Origin of the sequence: Streptomyces sp. NPDC058758 (genome assembly GCF_042746075.1) — a bacterium.
In the GTDB taxonomy this organism is placed as follows: Bacteria; Actinomycetota; Actinomycetes; order Streptomycetales; family Streptomycetaceae; genus Streptomyces.
Genome location: NZ_JBHYPS010000002.1, coordinates 20,377 through 37,751 on the forward strand (window position 1 = coordinate 20,377; position 17,375 = coordinate 37,751).

A 17,375-nucleotide genomic window follows, 5' to 3' on the forward strand; every position below is an offset into this window, starting at 1 on the left:
GAAGCGGACCGAAGCGGCCGGAAGTGCCGGGCCTCTCCTGAAGTCCGTCGCCCCTGTCGGCGGCGGTCGCTAGGGTCGAGGCGTGTCGTCACCCCTGCCGCCCTCCCCGCCACCCGAGCCGATCGCGCCGCCGGCCACCGCCTCCCTGCCCGCGCAGGCGGGGCCGCCGGCGGTCGAGAGCCACGTCCCGGTCCGTGAGGGGGACGAGCCGTCGTTCGCCGTGGCCGCCGACCGCCGCCAGTGGCGGTACCGGCCCCGGCGGGCCTTCTGGCGGAGCCGGATCGTGCGGGCCGTCGCGGTGGTCACGCTCCTCGCGCTGTGCGCCCTGGTGATCCTGGCGCTGGTGCGCGAGCAGACCGGCACCGAGGGCTTCCTCGTCGGCCTGGGGCTCGCGGTGTTCCCCGTACCGCTGCTCATGGCGGCGTTCCGCTGGCTCGACCGGGTCGAGCCGGGGCCGTGGAAGAACCTGCTGTTCGCCTTCGCCTGGGGCGCGTTCGCCGCCGCCCTGGTCGCGATCCTCGCCAACACCTTCGCCGTCCGCTGGATCGCCACCGCGACCGCCGATCCGGGCTCGGCCGACGACCTGGGCGCCACCGTGATCGCCCCGGTGGTGGAGGAGTCCGCGAAGGCCGCCGCGATCCTGCTGCTGTTCCTCTTCCGGCGGCGGGACTTCCGGAGCCTGGTCGACGGGGTGGTGATCGCCGGCTTCACCGCGACCGGCTTCGCCTTCACCGAGAACATCCTCTACCTCGGCACCGCCTTCGGGGAGGACCAGGACGTGGGCGACGGCGGCATCGGCGCCGTCACCGCCGGCACCTTCTTCGTCCGGGTCGTGATGTCGCCGTTCGCGCACCCGCTCTTCACCGTGCTCACCGGCATCGGCTTCGGCCTGGCCGCGCTCGCCCCGCGCGGCAAGCGGCTGCGCCGGGTGCTGCTGCCGCTCACCGGACTGCTGCTCGCGATGGGCGTCCACGCGCTGTGGAACGGCTCGGCGACCTTCGGCGGCCCGCTCGCCTTCTACGCCGTCTACGGGATCTTCATGGTGCCCGCCTTCGGGCTGCTGACCTGGCTCGCCGTGTGGAGCCGGCAGAAGGAGCTGCGCACCATCGCCGGGGTGCTCCCGGCGTACGCGGCGGCGGGCTGGCTCTCGCCGGAGGAGCCGCTGGCGCTCTCCTCGATGCGGGCCCGCCGCACCGCGCGCGCGGTGGCCTCCCGTGCGCACGGCAAGGCGGGGGCGCGGGCGGTCGGGGAGTACGAGTCCTTCGCCACGACCCTCGCCTTCCTGCGCGAGCGGGCCCGCCGGGGCACGGTCCCGGTGCCGGACTTCGCCGCGCGGGAGCAGGAGCTGCTGCACCACCTGTGGGAGCGCCGGGCGACGGCCTCGCCCGCCCTGTCGTACGCGGCACGGGCGACGGGCCGGGTGTGGGCGCCGCCGCAGTACCTCGACTACGGCGGCTACAACCCGTACAAGGGCTAGCCCTCGGGCGTCTCGGAGGCGGCCGTCAGGCGGGTCAGTTCGGCCTCGGTCAGGGTCAGGCCGGCGACCGCGACGAGTGCGGGCACCTGCTCGACCGTACGGGCCGAGGCGATCGGCGCGGCGACGGTGGGGCGGGAGGCGAGCCAGGCGAGGGCGACGGTCGCGGGCTCGGCGCCGTGGGCCTCGGCGACCTCGTCGAGGGCGGCGAGCACGGCCTGGCCGCGGGCGGTCTCGGCGAGCGGGGAGGCGCCGCGGGCGCGGACGCTCTCGACGGTCCGGCCGGGCCGGTACTTGCCGGTGAGGAAGCCGGAGGCCAGGCCGTAGTACGGGACGGCGGCGAGGCCCGTCTCGGCGGCGGTGTCGAGGAGCGGGCCCTCGTACTTCGCGCGCGAGACGAGGTTGTACTCGGGCTGGAGCGCCACGTACCGCGCGAGCCCTTCTGCCTCGGCGAAGTCGAGGGAGGCCCGCAGCCGCTCGGGGGAGATGTTGGAGGCGGCGACGGCCCGCACCTTGCCCTCCCGCACGAGCTGGTCGAGGGCGGTGACGATCTCCTCCACCGGCACCGACTCGTCGTCGAAGTGGGTGTAGTAGAGGTCGATGTAGTCGGTGCCGAGGCGGCGCAGGGACTCCTCCGCGCCGGCCTTGATGGTGGGGGCGCTGAGGCCCTTGAGGCGGGAGTGGGCGCCGACCTTGGTGGCGACGACGACGTCGGAGCGGTTGCCGCGGGCGGCCAGCCAGCGGCCGATGATCGTCTCGGACTCCCCGCCCTCGTTGCCCTCGACCCACTCGGAGTAGACGTCGGCGGTGTCCACGAAGTTGCCGCCGGCGGCCGCGTAGGCGTCGAGGACGGCGAAGGACCGCTCCTCGTCCGCGCTCCAGCCGAAGACGTTGCCGCCGAGGGCGAGCGGGAAGACGTGCAGGTCGGAGGTGCCCAGCGGGCGCAGAGTCGAGTTCATGCAGAAATCAACTCCGTGCACCGCCGGGCGTATTCCGGTCGAGGAGCCTGAACCCCGGCCGGAAAGCGGGCTCAGACGGTCAGGCCCTTGGAGCGCAGCCACTCCGCCGGGTCGATGCCCGAGCCGTCGGGGGTGTGGACCTCCATGTGGAGGTGCGGGCCGGTGACGTTGCCGGTGGCGCCGACGCGGCCGATGGTCTCGCCGGTGGTGACGGTCTGCCCGGCGGCGACGGTCATCGAGGACATGTGGCAGTACCAGACCTCGGTGCCGTCCTCCAGTTCCAGGACGACGCGGTAGCCGTACGAGCCGGACCAGCCCGCGGACTTGATCGTGCCGCCGTGCACCGCCTTGAGCGGGGTGCCGGTGGGCGCGGCGAAGTCGAGGCCCGTGTGGTAGCCGGAGGACCACATCGAGCCGGACTGCATGTAGGTCGAGGTGAGCGTGTACGAGGAGAGCGGCATGGAGTAGCTGGCGGCCAGCTTGGCGAGCCGTTCGGCCTCCGCCTTCTCGGCGGCGATGCGCTCGGCCTCGGCCTTCTCGGCGGCGAGCCGCTCCGCCTCCGCCTTGGCCTTCGCCTCGGCCTCGGCCTTGGCGGCGGCCGCGGCCTTGGCGGCGGCGTCCGTCGCGGCCTTCTCGGCGGCGGCCTTCTCGGCGGCCAGCTTCTCGGCGGCGACGGCGGCCTGCTGCTGCTGTTCGGCCTGCTGGAGGATGCGGGCGCGCAGGGCCTCGCCGGCGTCGGCGGCGGAGGCGGTGCGCTCCTCCGCGACGGCGGCCGGGCCCGCCGCGGTGTCGGCCGGGGCGTTGTACGTGATCGAGGTGAGCGGCTTCGCGGCGGCGCCGCCCGTCGCGACCGGCGCGGAGTCCCGCGCCGGGGCGGTCTCCTCCTCGTCGCCGAGGAGGTCGCCGACGCCCGGCAGGTCGTGGGCGTCCGGCAGGCCGAGGTCGGGCAGGTCCGGGAGGGAGATCGCGACCGGGGCCTTCTCCTGCGCGGTGGCGAGGCCGCCCGCGCCGACGGCGGCGATGACGCCGACGCCGAGGACGGTGGAGGAGCGGGCGAAGTTGGAGCGCTGCTTCACGACGCGGTGCCGGCCGCTGGCGCGGCTCTCGGCGCGCAGCGAGCCCTCGGTCGGGTTCCACTCCCCGGGCGCGGGGGTGAAGGAGGCCGGCGCGTACGGGTCCGGCGCGAAGCCGTCCGGGTCGTCCGCTCCGACGGCACCCGGGCCGCCGAACGGGTCGAAGGGGGCTCCGGGTACGGGGGTGTTGGACGCCACGGAGGCGCGCTCCTTTCCTTCCTTCTCGCCTACCGGGTTAGCTGACGGGTTCGGAGCAGGAAGGTCTCCTACGGGCGTGTTCGCACGGGGGGTGTGCGAGGGGCCCGATTCACCCCAAGGGTTGGTTCCCCGGTTCCCTTGCGGGATTCGGCGCGTGCGCACGGAGCCGTCTCTTGCGACGGCTGGGACGACCGCGCTGCGTTATCGAACGTTAATAGACACGACGGTCCGATTCCAAGCCGTTCCCCTTGATCATTCATTGAATTGGCAGGGATTCGCCCGAGTTGAGCCCCCTTCAGCGAGGTCCGGCCAAACCTTCGAGATCTGACGTTATGTCAATTGTTATCTCTGAGGCACCCCGTGACCACACACCGTGACGGCACCCTTCCCGGGGCCGGGAAACGGTCAGCGCTGCGCCGGTCCCGGCGGCACCACCGGCATCGTCCGCCGCCGTTCCGGCGCCCCGGCCGTCGGCCGGCTCACCGCGAGCAGCGCCATGTCGTCCGTCGAACCGCCGCCGGTGTGCCGCCGGACGTCGTCCACGAGCGCGTCGAGCAGTTCCTCCGGCCCAGGGAAGACCGCCCCCGCGAGCCGGGCCGCCGGATCGTAGAAGACGCCGTGCCCGTCCCGCGCCTCCGACAGGCCGTCCGTGTAGAAGAGCAGCGTCGCGCCCGGCGGGTACGCCCGCTCGTCGGCCCGGTCCGGCCAGGCCGCCAGCTCCCCCATCCCGAGCGGCAGCGCCGGCTCGGCCGGCTCGGCCGTCTCCAGGCGCCCGTCCCCGTACAGCAGCAGTGGCGGCGGATGCCCCCGGTTCACGATCCGTACGACCCCGCCCCCGCGCGGGACCTCGGCGATCACCGCCGTCGTGAACCCCTCGAAGGCGTCCAGCCCCTCGCGCCGGGCCCCCTCCCGCGTGAGGGCCCGTTCGAGCCGCTGCGCCACCCCCTCCAGCGTCGCCTCCTGCTCGGCGGCCTCCCGGAAGGAGCCGATGACCACGGCCACCGCCTCCACCGCGTCCATCCCCTTGCCCCGCACGTCCCCCACCACCAGGCGCACCCCGTGGGGGGTGTCCTGCACCGCGAACAGGTCGCCGCCGATGAACGCGTCCGCCTGCGCCGCCTCGTACCGGGCCGCGCACTGCAGCCCCGCGATCCGCTCCGCCGGCATCGGCAGCACCGCCCGCTGCGCCGCCTCCGCGATCACCCGCGCCGACGCGAGCCGCTCCCCGCTGCGCCGCACCACCAGGTTGATCAGCATCGCCAGCGCCGAGACGGTCACCACCGTCAGGGTCTCGGTGAGCGAGGGCACGTCGGAGAGCGTCCGGTTGTACGCGTGCAGCCCGATCGAGGCGAGGATCGCCGCGAGCCCGGTCAGCAGCGTCGTGAGCCGGGAGAAGAACGGGGCGGCGACCAGCGGGGCGGCGGAGAAGAGCGGGGCCGCCGTGTACGCGGGCGGCGTGGACAGGTCGAAGACCACCCCGCCCGCGATGATCAGCGGCGGCAGCGCCCGCAGGAACCTCCGGGCGGCCCCGTAGGGGACCGGCGAGGACCGCGGCTCGCGCCCGTAGGAGCCCCGGGGCACGGCGGAGCTGCCGGTGCGACCGCCGGGCCGCCCGCCCCGCCGCCCACCGCCCGCCGCTCCCCGAGGCTGCGCCACCTGAGTACTCCTGACCGGTCGGGGCCCGCCACCGGGCCGTGCGGGCCGGGCCGGGACCCGCGACCGCACACCCTCCAGGGTCCCCGCCCCGGCGCCGGGCGGCGACCGGCGGGGGGCCGACCGGCGTACGCGAACGGGCCCGGCCCCCGGCCGTCCTCACCCCGCCCCGAGCCCGCCCCCGCCTCTCCCCTCCATCCCTCCGTCCCTCACCCGGTGCGGAGCCGCCCGCCCCTCCCCAGCGCCGCGACCGCCGCCGCGCAGCCCAGGCCGACGGCGCAGAGCGCCAGCCACGGCACCGCCGTCCACCCCGTGACGTCGAGCAGCACGCCCGTACCGAGGTTCCCGAGGGTGATGCCGATCCCGCACACCGTGTTGTAGAGCCCGTAGTGGGTGGCCACCCAGCGCCCCCGGGAGAGGGCGACGACGGTGTCCATCTCGTACGGGTAGAGCACCGCGTTCGCCACCGCCAGGACCGCCGCGCACAGCAGCAGCGCCGGCGCGCCCCGGCCGAGCGCGGCGGGCAGCAGGAAGGCGCCGCCCATCAGCGCCAGGCCGAGGACGAGGCTCCGCTCGCGGGAGAGCCGGGCCGCGCACCAGGCCGTGATCCGCAGCTGCCCGGCGAGCGCGACGAGCGCGGAGACCACGAAGAGCGCGGTCGTCACGCCCGTGCCGCCCGCCGCGAGCGGCAGCGCCAGGTAGACCTGGAAGGAGAGGACGTACGAGCCGGTCATGGCGAGCGAGAAGAGCCAGAAGACGCGGTTGCCGAGGACGGTGCGCAGCTGGCCCCGGGTCCCGCCGCCCTCGCCGTCCTTCCGCGCCGGCCGGCCGCCGCCCGCCGAGACGGGCAGGTGCCGCAGCTGGACCAGGGTCAGCCCCAGGAAGAGCAGGGCCGCGACCAGGCACGTCAGCCGGAACGACACCCCGGTGAGCGCCACCCCGACCAGCGGGCCGAGCAGGATGCCCGCCTGGTAGTGGGCGTTGAAGAGCGCGAAGGCCTCCACCCGGCGCTCCTCCCCCGCCTCCGCCGCCAGGCACGCGCGGACGGCCGGGTTGAAGAGCGCGCCCGCGAGGCCGGTGGCGAGCGAGGCGGCGATCAGGAACGGCAGCGACTGGGCGAAGGCGAGCGCGCCGAAGCCGACGGTCCGCAGCGCGCAGCCCGCCACGATGAGCGGCTTGAAGCCGAGCCGGTCGGCGAGCGCCCCGCCGACGAGGAACATGCCCTGCTGGGAGAGGTTGCGGACGCCGAGGACGAGCCCGACCGCCCAGGCCGCCATGCCGAGCCCGTCGGCCAGGTGGGCGGCCAGGTAGGGCATCAGCATGTAGAAGCCGAGGTTGATGGTCAGCTGGTTGAGGAAGAGGAGCCGGACGGCCGGGTCGAAGCTGCGGCTCCGCTTCCACAGACCGCCGGACGGCGGGACGGCGCCGGTCGTGGTGCCCGTGGTGGTGCTCAACGCGCCGCCCCCGCCCACCGGTCGGCCGCCGTGCGGTCCAGGACCCTGCGGGTCCAGCACTCGACGCCCTCCGGCCCCGTGTAGTCGGCCGGTTCGTCGCGCACGGGACCGTCGAGGAGGCCGTGGGCGGCGCAGTACGCGTCGTTGAAGACGGTGTCGAAGTAGCGCTGCGGCCCGTCGGGGAAGACGGCGGCGATCCGGGTGCCCCGGGGGCGGGTGCGGGCCAGCCAGCCGGCCACGAGGGCGACCGCTCCGACGCTCCAGCCGCCGGTGGCGTACTGGCGGGCGGCGAGCCGCCGCGCGGAGCGGACCGCCTCGGCGGGTGCCACCCAGTGGACCTCGTCGAAGGCCGCGTGGTCGACGTTGGCCGGGTGGATGGAGGAGCCGAGGCCGCGCATCAGCCGCTCTCCTGCGGGCAGTCCGAAGACGGTGGAGCGGATCGAGTCGACGCCGACGAGCTCCAGGGCGGGACTGCTGGTGGCGCGCAGGGCGCGGGCGATGCCGGCCGAGTGGCCGCCGGTGCCGACCGCGCAGACGAGGACGTCGATCCGGTCGAGCTGTCCGGAGAGTTCGGCGGCGAGCCCGGCGTAGGCGGCGGGGTTGTCGGGGTTGCCGTACTGGTCGGGCCACCAGGCGCCGTCGAGGAGGGCGAGGAGTTCGGCGACCCGGTCCTTGCGGGCCTGCTGCCAGCCGCCGTGCGGGTGCGGCTCGGTGACGACGTGGACGGTGGCGCCGTGGGCGACGAGCATCCGCTCGACGATCGGCTCCAGGCCGGGGTCGGTGACGACGTGCACGGGGTGCCCGTGGAGCACTCCGGCGAGGGCGAGGCCGAGGCCGAGGGTGCCGGAGGTCGACTCGACGATCGGGGCGCCGGGCCGCAGGTCGCCCCGGCGGCGGGCCTCCTCGACCATGTGGAGCGCCGGCCGGTCCTTGATGCCGCCGGCGTTGAAGCCTTCGAGCTTGGCCCAGTAGCCGTCGTCGGTCCACAGCACGGGCGTGTTGCCGACGGTGGGGTGCGCGGGGGAGAGCAGGGGGGTCTGCGGTGGCATGGCGGTGTCCTCGGAGTGGTGGTGCGCGGGAGGGAAGAGAGGGCCGGGCCGTCGCGGGGGCGACGGGGGCGGTCTCAGTTCCGGTCCACTCCGAGGGAGACGAGCAGCCGTCCGGGCTCGGGGCAGGGCCCCGCCCGGGTGCGCGCGTGCCGGAGCTCCGCCGCCGCGGGCAGCGGGGTGGCGCGGCCGACGGTGACGACCGTGCCGGGGCCCGGCGGGTCGAGCTGCGGGGCGGCGGCCGTCTGGGCGGAGAGCGGCAGCTCGGCGGAGTGTCCCCCGCCGTCCTGCCCGCAGCCGTGCGGGCCGGGCCCGTGGGCGGGACCGACGACGGCGACGGCCGCGCCGGTCGGCGGGTGCCCCGGCAGGGTGGGCCCCTCGTGGCCGGCGGCGCCGTGGCAGAGCCCCGCGAACAGCGCGAGGAGCGCGAGGAGCAGCAGGAGGACGGGCGCCCGTCCTCCTGCTGCTCCTCGCCCGACCGTCACACTCTCGTCACCCATGGCGGTCACGACGTTACGTTCCGCGTTCGCGCCGGCGCAAAGAGGCGGGCGCGGACCGGTGCGGTTTCGGCCGCCGTTTACTTCGGACGCCGGGGCGGCGCGGGCCTCACAGGTTCCGCTCGGCCCACACCGTCAGGGCGTCCCGCACCAGGACCGCGGTGCCCTCGCCGTGCTTGTCGTAGTTCTTGGTGAACCTCGGGTCGTCCACGTACATCCGGCCGAGCCCGATCAGGTACTCCTTGGTCGGCGTGGTGGTGACCGACAGCCACTCGTACTGGCGGCGGGCCAGGGCCTGCACCTCGTCGCCGTCCGGCGCGAGGCCGGCGGCGGCCGCCGCGCCGAAGTCGCGGGCGATGGCGGCCTGCGTCTCCATGAACTCCTTCTTCTCGGCCTCGCCGAGCGACCGCCACCAGCGGTCGCCCTTCTCGTACGCCTCGCGGCCCCACCGTTCGGTGACCTCCGCCTCGTACGCCGTGTGGTCGAAGCCGTCGAAGACTTCCTCGGCCATGAGCCGTTCTCCTCTCTCGGTCTTGTGGAGAGTGGTCCGTACGGCCTCGATCTGCCGGCCGATGCGCTCGCGCTCCTGCTGGAGGAGGGCCAGGTGCGTGCGCAGGGCGGCCGAGGTGTCCCGCTGGCCTTCGAGGACCTCGGCGATGGCGGGCAGCGAGAGCCCGATTTCGCGCAGCAGCAGGATCCGCTGCAGCCGGACGAGCGCCGCCTGGTCGTAGTACCGGTAACCGTTCGCGCCGATCCGGCTCGGCTCCAGCAGCCCCAGCTCGCCGTAGTGGCGGAGCGTGCGGCTGGTGGTGCCGGCCTTCCTGGCGATCTCCTGGATCGACCACTCCATGCCGAGAACGGTAGAACTTGACGTTGCGTAAAGGTCAAGCCGGAAGCCGACGGGTCCGTGGAACGCCGAAGGCCCGGATCCGCTTCCGGATCCGGGCCTTCGGGCTACTGAGTAGCGGGGACAGGATTTGAACCTGCGACCTCTGGGTTATGAGCCCAGCGAGCTACCGAGCTGCTCCACCCCGCGTCGGTGAATACGACCTTACGGCATGGGCGGTGGAAAGCGAAATCGATTCCTCAGCAGCCGCAGTCCTCGGCGTCGACCGGGGCCGTCAGCGGGTCCGCGGCCTGCCGCGCCGGGCCTTCCCAGGTCTCGTACGCGAAGCCCTCGCGCGCCCAGTACTCGAAGCCGCCGAGCATCTCCTTCACGCGGAAGCCCAGCTCGGCGAGGGCGAGCGCCGCGCGCGTGGCGCCGTTGCAGCCGGGGCCCCAGCAGTACGTGACGACCGGCACGGACCGGTCCAGGAGCCGCTCGGCCTGCTCGGGGATGAGCGCGGTGGGGAGGTGGACGGCCCCGGGGACGTGCCCCTGGTCCCAGGAGGCGGTCGAGCGGGTGTCGATCACCACGAAGCCCGGGTCGGTCCCGGTGGCCCGGGCGTCGGCCAGGGCGGAGGCCACGTCGGAGACGTCGGCGTGGAAGGCGAGGCTGGCGGAGAAGTAGGCGGCCGCGGCGGCGGGCGAGGCCGGCGGGGTGCGCAGCACGGGGTTGACCGGGGTTCCTGTCGTCGTCATGGTGATCAATCTACGGATGATGATCACCGCGCTGAAGTGGTGTTCCACGGCACTGGCGGCCTTCGGCCGGGGAAACCCGGGCAGGGGCCGCCGGGCGGCGTGGATCTCACGGGCCGAGACCGGCCGGGGGAGGCAGGAGCCGTACGGCGTGGCCACGCGCGCGCGTGCCGCCGTCCTCCCGCCGTCACATCCATGGGTTCCGATCCGTCATGGAGGCATGACGGGACGCGAAGGGGGAGAACGACGGATGGACGACAGCACGGTGGAGCGGACCGGAGGCGGCGGGCCCGGCACGGACGCGCTGGCGCGCCGCTTCGACGCCGACCGCGGGCACCTGCGGGCCGTCGCCTACCGCATGCTCGGCTCGCTCGGCGAGGCGGAGGACGCGGTCCAGGAGACCTGGTTCAAGCTCAGCCGCACCGACGTGAGCGGGGTCGCCAACCTCACCGGCTGGCTCACCACGGTCATCGGCCGGGTCTGCCTGGACATGCTGCGCTCGCGCGGCTCCCGCCGCGAGGACCCGCTCGACCACTTCGTCCCCGACCCGGTCGTGCACGTCCCCGGCGCCGGCGACCCGGAGCACGCCGCCGAGCTGACCGAGTCGGTCGGCCTCGCGCTCCTCGTCGTCCTGGAGACCCTCGCGCCGGCCGAGCGGCTCGCCTTCGTGCTGCACGACATGTTCGCCGTCCCCTTCGACGAGATCGCGCGGATCGTGGACCGCACGCCGGCGGCGACCCGGCAGCTGGCCAGCCGGGCGCGGCGCCGCGTCCAGGACGCCGACCCGGGGCCCGGCCCCGACGCGCGCCGCCAGCGGGAGATCGCCGACGCCTTCCTCGCCGCCTCCCAGGGCGGCGACTTCGAGGGCCTGCTCGCCGTCCTCGACCCGGACGCGGTGCTCCGCGCCGACGGCGGGGTGCTCCTCGCCGGCACCTCCAAGCTGGTCCACGGCGCCGAGGCGATCATCCGGCAGGCCGTCATGTACGCGAGCTTCCGCAAGGCCTCGCTGCCGATCGTCGCCAACGGCCTGCCGGCCGTCCTGTCGGTCGTCGACGGCAGGCCGACCGCGCTCATGGCCTTCACGATCGCCGGCGACCGCATCGTCCAGCTGCACGTCCTGGCCGACCCGGAGCGCATCGCCGCCCTGGGCATCCCCCAGGAGGCCCTGGACCGCGCCGTCTACCCGGACTGACCCGGGACCCGCCCCGGGGCGACCCGAGGGTGCCCCGGACCCGCCCCGGAACCGATCCGGACCCGGAGCGGACCCGCCCCGGAGCGGACCCGACCCCGACCCGCCCCGGACCCGGAGCGGCCCCGGAGCGGTCCGGACCCGACCCCGGCCGGGGCTCCCGCTGCGGCCTCAGACGGAGGCCGCGCGGCGCTTCGTCAGGGACGAACCGACGGCCAGGGAGGCGGCGCCGCTGGCGAGGCCGAGGACGGCGCCGGCGGCCACGTCGCCGGGGTAGTGGACCCCCGTGTGGACGCGGGAGTAGCCGACCGCCGAGGCCAGCAGCCCCAGCGGCACCGCCACGGGCGGCAGCGCCACGCCCGCGGCGGTGGCGAAGGCGACCGCCGAGGCGGTGTGGCCCGAAGGGAAGGAGGCCGACTCCGGCATCGGGACGTGCCGGCCGACGACCACCCGCGCCGCCTCCCGGTCCGGGCGCGGCCGGCGGACCAGCCGCTTGCCGAGGATGTTCGCCGACGCCGAGGCGATCGCGATCGCGCCGACGCCCGCGAGCGCCGCGCGGCGCGGCCGGCCCGGGAAGAGGGCGAGGGCGGCGGCGACGGCGAAGGAGATCTTGGAGTGGTCCGCGGCGTTCGACAGCCGGCGCAGGCCCACGTCCAGGGCGGGCGTCGGCGTGGCGGCCACCGCCGCGTACAGGGCGCCGTCCACGGCCCGCAGGTCGTGCAGCGCGGCCCGGCCGGCCAGCAGCGCGGCCCGCGGCCGGTCCCGCAGCCGCACCGGTCCGGCCGCCGGGGCCGTGGACGGGTCCCGCCGTCCCTCGCCGGGACCGGGCCCGGCCTCGTACGTGCTCTCGTCGCTCATGCGCCACTCCTGTAGGGGTCGTCGGACGGGGTCCCCGTACGGTTCGAAGGGCCGGAACCGTACGGGTCCGGGAAGGCGATCCGGATGATCCGCCGCCAGTCCAACGGCGGGGGCGGCGGAACCACTCCCGGCCGGGCGCGCGGAACCAGCACCCGCAGGGCGCCCGGCCGCAGTTCGCACACGACCGGGGTGGGCAGGACGAGCGCCTCCCCGTCCACGGCCACCGGCACGGTCCCCTCCGCCTTCGGCACGCCGGCGTTGGTGACCCCTCCGTGGACTTCGACGCGCCGCGCGGTCAGGACGTTGAGCGCGGTGGACTGGGTGCCGAGCACGGCCAGTTCGGCGGCGTGCGCCGCACCGTCCACCCGGACGCCGACGACCCCGAGCCTGCCGCTGTCCAGGCGGGTGCGGTGCCCGGCGCCCGCGCCGAACGGATCGGGCGCGGCGTACGGGTTGTTGCTGACCAGGATCGCCTGCTGGCCCGGCAGCCGGGTGGCGTCGGCGGTCGCGTCGAGCCGGTCGCCGAGGCCGCCCCGGAGCAGGTCGGGCAGCGCCTCGAACGCGGTCTCCGCCTTGGCGTCGCGGTACTCGGGCCGCTGCACCACGTCCGCGTACACCCCGAAGGAGACGGTGTTGACGAACGGCCGGCCGGAGACCGTGCCGAGGTCGACGCGGAGCTCCTCGCCGTCGGTGAGCGCCTCCAGGCAGGCCGCCGGGTCGTTCCGGTCCAGCCCGAGGTCCATCGCGAAGTGGTTGCGGGTGCCGGCGGAGATCACCAGGAACGGCAGGTCGTGCTCGGCGGCGACCGCCGCGACCAGCGCCTGGGTGCCGTCGCCGCCGGCGACCCCGAGCAGGTCCGCGCCGTCCGCGACGGCCTTCCGGGCCAGCGCCGTGACGTCGGCGGACGCGGACGGGTCGAGCAGCACGACCCGGGCGCCCAGCCGTTCGGCCTTGCCGACGAGCCCGAACTTCTCGACCTTCCCGCCGCCGGACTTCGGGTTCATGATCAGCACGGCGTTCCGGGGCCGGGCTGCGGCCACGGCGGGCGCGGGCGCGTCGAGCACCTCGCCCGGCCTGCGCAGCGCGGCCCGCGCGCACCCGAGGGCGACCCCCCACAGCCCGAGCGCGGTCAGCGCGAACACCCACAGGCCGCCGACCACGTACAGCACGAGCACCGCGACCGGCGCCCCCACCAGCAGCGCCGCCCCCGCGACCCGCAACGGCCCCCGGTGCGCCACGAACCACCACAGCCCCACGGCCCCCGCCACCAGCCCCACCACCCCGCTGAGCAGCACCAGCAGCCCGCCGCCCCTCAGCGCCGACAGCAGCACGACCACCGCCGCCCCGGCCGCGGCCAGCGCCCACCGCGCCAGATCCCGCGCCGTGCCCGCAACCGCCCGGGCCCCCGCACCCGAACCGTCGTCCCACCACCGCGTGTCCCCGCTCACCGACCCCACCTCCACCTTTCCCAGACTCCCCCAGGCTGCCCCGCCCCACCCCACGGAAGCAGCCGTTCGACGGAAGATCATCACCTCGGTGACCCGGCGTCAGCCCCGGGGCCGCCCCCACCCGGACACGGCGAAGCGCCCCGGCCGGAAATGCGGGCGGGGCGCTTCGGGTGTCGGTAGGCCGTGTGGGACTCGAACCCACAACCAATGGATTAAAAGTCCACTGCTCTGCCAATTGAGCTAACGGCCCGTGTGCGAGTACTCCGTGCAGCATAGCGGGACGGGCCCGGGGAACCGATCGGGTATCGGGTCCCGCCGCGCCGCGCCCCGGGCCGGGGCGCGGCGCGGGGCGGTCAGAAGAGGGCGCGGAAGGTGTTCCAGCCGCCGGTTCCGATGAGCTCGCGGGGGGCGTAGGGGGCCGTGGTGCGGCCCTGGCCGTAGCTGTAGTAGGCGTAGAGACGGCCGGAGGCGTCGCGGGCGACGAGGTCGCCGTCCCCGTCGCCGTCGAGGTCGCCGGTGCCCTGGAGGGCGGTGTACGCCTGCCAGCCGCCGCCGACCCGCACGCGCGCGGTGACGCCGCCGGACGGGGTGCCGTAGTAGGACCAGAGGACGCCGGCGGCGTCGACGCCGAGGAGGTCGCCGCGGCCGTCGCCGTCGAGGTCGCCCGCGCCGGTGATCCGCTTGTAGAGCCTCCAGTCGACGCCGATCCGGAGGCGGGACGCGAGGTGGTGGTCGGCGGTGCCGGCGTAGAAGTACACGTCGCCGGTGGAGGCCTGGCGCGCGATCAGGTCGTCGTGTCCGTCGCCGTTGACGTCGCCGGGCGAGGTCAGCACGTCGTACTGGGCCCACCCGGAGCCGATGGCGGTGTACGGCGAGGAGGCCGTCACGACCTTGCCGCAGCCCTGCCGGTAGGCGCGCAGTTCGTTCCCGACGCGGCCGAGGACGTCGGCGCAGCCGTCCGCGTTCACGTCGCCGAAGGGGACGAGGAGGGAGCCGGCCGGGAAGGCCGCGCCGGAGGCGGTGGTGCGGGCGGAGAGCCTGCCGAGGCCGTTGCCGCGGTAGAGCGAGACGGCGCCGGCCGTGTCCACGGCGAGGAGGTCGCCCTGGGCGTCGTTCCCGGCGAGGTCGCGGAAGGCGGGCCGGCTGCCGGAGACGGGGAAGCGGCCACTGGCCACCAGGTCGCGGCCCTTGCCGTCGGCGGTGGTGGCGCGCAGTTCCCAGACGTACGGCCCGTTGGGCGCCGGCAGGCCCGCCGCGTTCCGGCCGTCCCAGGTGACGTCGATCCGGCCGCGGGTCTCGTTCGCCCGGACCGTGCGGACGGCCTTCAGGCTGTACGCGTCCCGGATGTTCACCTCGTACGAAGCGGCCGGCTTGGACAGGGTCCAGGACCCCTTCCAGGTGCCGGGCAGCCGCAGGCTCGCCGGGACGGAGGAGGAGGCGGCGGTCAGGTCCGAGGTGGGCGTGTCGGTCCACACCGCGTGCACCCGCTGGTCGGCGCCGCGGTAGGCCACGGCGCCGCCGAACCGGTCGACGGTCCAGGTGGTGCGGCGCACGCCGGAGACCGGCTCGGCACGGGTCAGGTCGTAGGCGGCTGCGGCCCTTCCGCTGTGGAAGGGGGTGACGCGCAGGGACGAGGCGCCCTCGTCGACGAAGTAGCCGTCGCCGAGGAGGCCGCCCCGGTACGAACCCCTGGGCAGGGAGATGGAGACGGGCGTGGACGGCTTGAGGTCGAGGACGCCCTGCTTCTCGTACCCGGCGCACGACCAGTAGAGCCAGCGGCCGGCCGCCTGGAGCTCGGTCAGCGGGCAGCCGGATCCGGTCGCGAGCGTGCCGAGGGTCCTGCCGGTGGCGAGGTCCTTGCGGGCGACCTGGCCCGTGGTGCTCGTGCCGGTGAAGAGGGTGTCGCCCCAGAGGGCGGCCGCGACCTGCTTCTGGCGGGAGACGATCTTCTGCCCGTCCATGTCCAGGACGAGGGTCTCGCCGTCGGCGACGAGTTCGCCGTACCAGCCCGGCTCGCCGGTCTGGTAGACCGCCCACCGGCCGAAGGCGTCGGCGACCTCGCCGATCTGGCCGTTCTGGTCCACTCGCACCCGGGTGGTCCGGCCGTCGGCCTTGCGGGAGACGACCGCGCGGGGGGTGTACGTGATCCTCGGCGAGGAGACCGTCCGGCCGTCGCCGGCGTCGAAGAGCGGGGTCTCGTACCACTGCGCGCCCGCCTCCGTCCCGGCGGGCACGGGCGCGGACTGGCCGGTGTGGAGCGGGCCGACCGGGAGCGTACGGGTCTGGAAGCCCGCCTCCTTGCCGCTGTCCTGCTCCAGTGTGGTGAGCCGGCCCATGCCCAGCGCGAGGCCCACCACGTCGACCGGCAGCGGCGCCACCTTGCGCAGCTTCTCCAGCACCGGGGCGCCACCGCCCTTGCCGGGGACGGCCTTGAGGACGGCCCAGTCGGTCGCGGACGTGCCGCCGGTGACGGCCGCCGTGCCGGAGCCGTCGCCGAACTGGGTGATCCGCTCCTCCGCCCCGGCGAGGAGCGTCCGCTGCTCCCCGGCGGGACTGACGGCGACCAGCCGGCGGGTGAGGTCCTCCAGTGTCGAGCCGGTGTCGGCCGTGGTCAGGAGCCAGTCGCCGACGAGGCCGATCCGGGTGGTGCTCAGCCCCTCCGGCAGCGGGTAGGAGATCTCCGGTCCTGTGAGGTCGGCGCGCGCGCGGATGTGGACGGTCCGGTCGGGGTCCACCCAGGCGATGCGTTCGGCGGTGACGGTGACCCCGGCGGCGGAGGAGCCGTCCGTGACGGTCGGCGCCTCCAGTACCCGCACCCGCCCGGTCGTCAGGTCGACGATCCCGAGGAGGAAGTCGCGGTTCATGCCCGACTCGCCCCGGGTGAAGCGGAAGACGGCGACGCCCGGCGCCCCGGCCACGAGTCGTGCCGTGCGGAGGTTCGTCCCGTCCGGCCAGCCGGTGACGGCGACCGAAGGGCCGTCGGGCGCGTTCGCGGCACGGACGGCGTATCCGCGGACGGTGTCCCGGGAGGTTCCGGGCTCGTACTCCCGGAAGATCAGCCGGTCGCCGACCAGCCCCTCGTAGGTGCTGTCCTCGGGGACGGTCAGGGCCGTCGCCGAGCCCGTCTCCAGGTCGAGGAGGGAGGAGCCGGAGCCGCCGTCCACGTGGACGTACCGGCCGCCGGTGCCGAACTCCGCGAACGCGTCGTTGCCGTCTCCGTATCCCAGGGACCGGCTCGTGCCGGTCGCGAAGTCCGTCCACTCCATGCGTTCGCCGGACGAGCGGTCGGAGTCTTCCGCCCGGTGCGCGTACCCGCCCGCGCCGACGGCGACGACCGTCTCCGCGCGGGGCGCGGTGCGCCAGGTGGGGTCGACGTCGAGCTGGTCGATGCCGACCACGGGCGCGCCGGGCGCGGCGACCGCGCCGGGCACGAGCCCCGCGCCGGTGGCGGCCATGACGGCGGCGAGCAGGACGGCACGCGTGCGGGTCCGCCGCGTGGGTGCGGTACGAGACAAGAGGGCCCCTCCCCGGGGGTGATCCAGCGCCGTGACGGGTGGCCGGACACACGCGCACCACCCGCCTCTCTGTACGAGACGGGCTCGCCGCCCCGATGGTTGTACGCCGGACGCGACGAACCCCCGTGACATCGGGTGTCACGGGGGTTCGTCGGTGCGTCAGGTCACGCGGGCCGGGGCTCAGCCGTTGCGCTTCCAGCGGGGCTTGTCGTCGCGGCGGCCGCCTCCGAAGGAGGAAGAGGAGCCGGACGGGCGGTGGTCGTCGCGGCGGAAGCCACCGGACGGGCGGTCGTCGCGGCGGAAGCCGCCGGAGGGGCGGTCGTCGCGGCGGTCGCGGTTGAACGGACGGTCGTTGTCGCGGCGGAAGCCACCCGACGGACGGTCGTCACGGCGGAAGCCGCCGGAGGGACGGTCGTTGTCCCGGCGGAAGCCG

Annotated in this window: 13 protein-coding genes, 2 tRNA genes, 1 pseudogene and 1 riboswitch; of the genes and pseudogenes, 2 read left to right on the top strand and 14 right to left on the bottom strand. The window is 75.3% G+C overall.

Annotated elements, in window-relative coordinates:
• The first annotated feature begins 145 nt into the window (after nt 1-145).
• Nucleotides 146-1,477, top strand: a complete 1,332-nt coding sequence (locus ACFW6A_RS02900) for a PrsW family intramembrane metalloprotease (RefSeq protein ID WP_386638620.1) — start codon at nt 146-148, stop codon at nt 1,475-1,477.
• Here ACFW6A_RS02900 and ACFW6A_RS02905 read toward each other — a convergent pair.
• From ACFW6A_RS02905 to ACFW6A_RS02945, 9 genes are all read right to left on the bottom strand, one after another.
• Entirely contained in the window at nt 1,474-2,433 is a 960-nt protein-coding gene (locus tag ACFW6A_RS02905) for an aldo/keto reductase (protein ID WP_351854230.1), read from the bottom strand. The genes ACFW6A_RS02900 and ACFW6A_RS02905 overlap by 4 nt on opposite strands.
• A gap of 71 nt (nt 2,434-2,504) precedes the next feature.
• Nucleotides 2,505-3,704: a peptidoglycan DD-metalloendopeptidase family protein gene (locus tag ACFW6A_RS02910; protein WP_386638345.1), complete on the bottom strand. Its 1,200-nt coding sequence runs from the start codon at nt 3,702-3,704 to the stop codon at nt 2,505-2,507.
• 11 nt (nt 3,705-3,715) lie between these two features.
• Nucleotides 3,716-3,867, bottom strand: a riboswitch (cyclic di-AMP (ydaO/yuaA leader).
• A gap of 242 nt (nt 3,868-4,109) precedes the next feature.
• Nucleotides 4,110-5,360 carry a PP2C family protein-serine/threonine phosphatase gene (locus ACFW6A_RS02915; RefSeq protein ID WP_386476549.1) on the bottom strand — a complete coding sequence of 417 codons (1,251 nt, stop codon included), beginning with the start codon at nt 5,358-5,360 and terminating at the stop codon, nt 4,110-4,112.
• A gap of 206 nt (nt 5,361-5,566) precedes the next feature.
• Nucleotides 5,567-6,811: an MFS transporter gene (locus ACFW6A_RS02920; protein ID WP_351854234.1), complete on the bottom strand. Its 1,245-nt coding sequence runs from the start codon at nt 6,809-6,811 to the stop codon at nt 5,567-5,569.
• A complete protein-coding gene (locus ACFW6A_RS02925; RefSeq protein WP_351854237.1) occupies nt 6,808-7,860 on the bottom strand; it encodes a PLP-dependent cysteine synthase family protein in 1,053 nt (350 codons plus the stop codon). Before ACFW6A_RS02925 ends, ACFW6A_RS02920 begins: the two co-directional genes overlap by 4 nt.
• 74 nt (nt 7,861-7,934) lie before the next feature.
• Nucleotides 7,935-8,357: a hypothetical protein gene (locus ACFW6A_RS02930; protein ID WP_386638347.1), complete on the bottom strand. Its 423-nt coding sequence runs from the start codon at nt 8,355-8,357 to the stop codon at nt 7,935-7,937.
• 106 nt (nt 8,358-8,463) lie between these two features.
• Nucleotides 8,464-9,204, bottom strand: coding sequence for a MerR family transcriptional regulator (locus ACFW6A_RS02935; protein WP_386638349.1), 741 nt, complete (start codon nt 9,202-9,204; stop codon nt 8,464-8,466).
• Between the two features lie 112 nt (nt 9,205-9,316).
• Nucleotides 9,317-9,390, bottom strand: a tRNA-Met gene (locus ACFW6A_RS02940).
• A gap of 50 nt (nt 9,391-9,440) precedes the next feature.
• Nucleotides 9,441-9,935 carry a rhodanese-like domain-containing protein gene (locus tag ACFW6A_RS02945; protein ID WP_351856845.1) on the bottom strand — a complete coding sequence of 165 codons (495 nt, stop codon included), beginning with the start codon at nt 9,933-9,935 and terminating at the stop codon, nt 9,441-9,443.
• A gap of 247 nt (nt 9,936-10,182) precedes the next feature.
• Between ACFW6A_RS02945 and ACFW6A_RS02950 the strand changes: the two genes are divergently transcribed.
• Nucleotides 10,183-11,124: a sigma-70 family RNA polymerase sigma factor gene (locus tag ACFW6A_RS02950; protein WP_386638351.1), complete on the top strand. Its 942-nt coding sequence runs from the start codon at nt 10,183-10,185 to the stop codon at nt 11,122-11,124.
• Nucleotides 11,125-11,292: 168 nt separating this feature from the next.
• Here ACFW6A_RS02950 and ACFW6A_RS02955 read toward each other — a convergent pair whose 3' ends face one another.
• From ACFW6A_RS02955 to ACFW6A_RS02975, 5 genes and pseudogenes are all read right to left on the bottom strand, one after another.
• Nucleotides 11,293-11,979 carry a phosphatase PAP2 family protein gene (locus tag ACFW6A_RS02955; protein WP_386638354.1) on the bottom strand — a complete coding sequence of 229 codons (687 nt, stop codon included), beginning with the start codon at nt 11,977-11,979 and terminating at the stop codon, nt 11,293-11,295.
• Nucleotides 11,976-13,427, bottom strand: coding sequence for a diacylglycerol/lipid kinase family protein (locus ACFW6A_RS02960; protein WP_386638357.1), 1,452 nt, complete (start codon nt 13,425-13,427; stop codon nt 11,976-11,978). The genes ACFW6A_RS02955 and ACFW6A_RS02960 overlap by 4 nt, the downstream gene beginning before the upstream one ends.
• 177 nt (nt 13,428-13,604) lie before the next feature.
• Nucleotides 13,605-13,677, bottom strand: a tRNA-Lys gene (locus tag ACFW6A_RS02965).
• Nucleotides 13,678-13,780: 103 nt separating this feature from the next.
• On the bottom strand, nt 13,781-16,942 hold the full coding sequence (locus ACFW6A_RS02970) for a FlgD immunoglobulin-like domain containing protein (protein ID WP_386638360.1): 3,162 nt from the start codon (nt 16,940-16,942) through the stop codon (nt 13,781-13,783).
• Nucleotides 16,943-17,122: 180 nt separating this feature from the next.
• Nucleotides 17,123-17,375: pseudogene (locus ACFW6A_RS02975) on the bottom strand (RNA helicase); the annotation flags it as partial.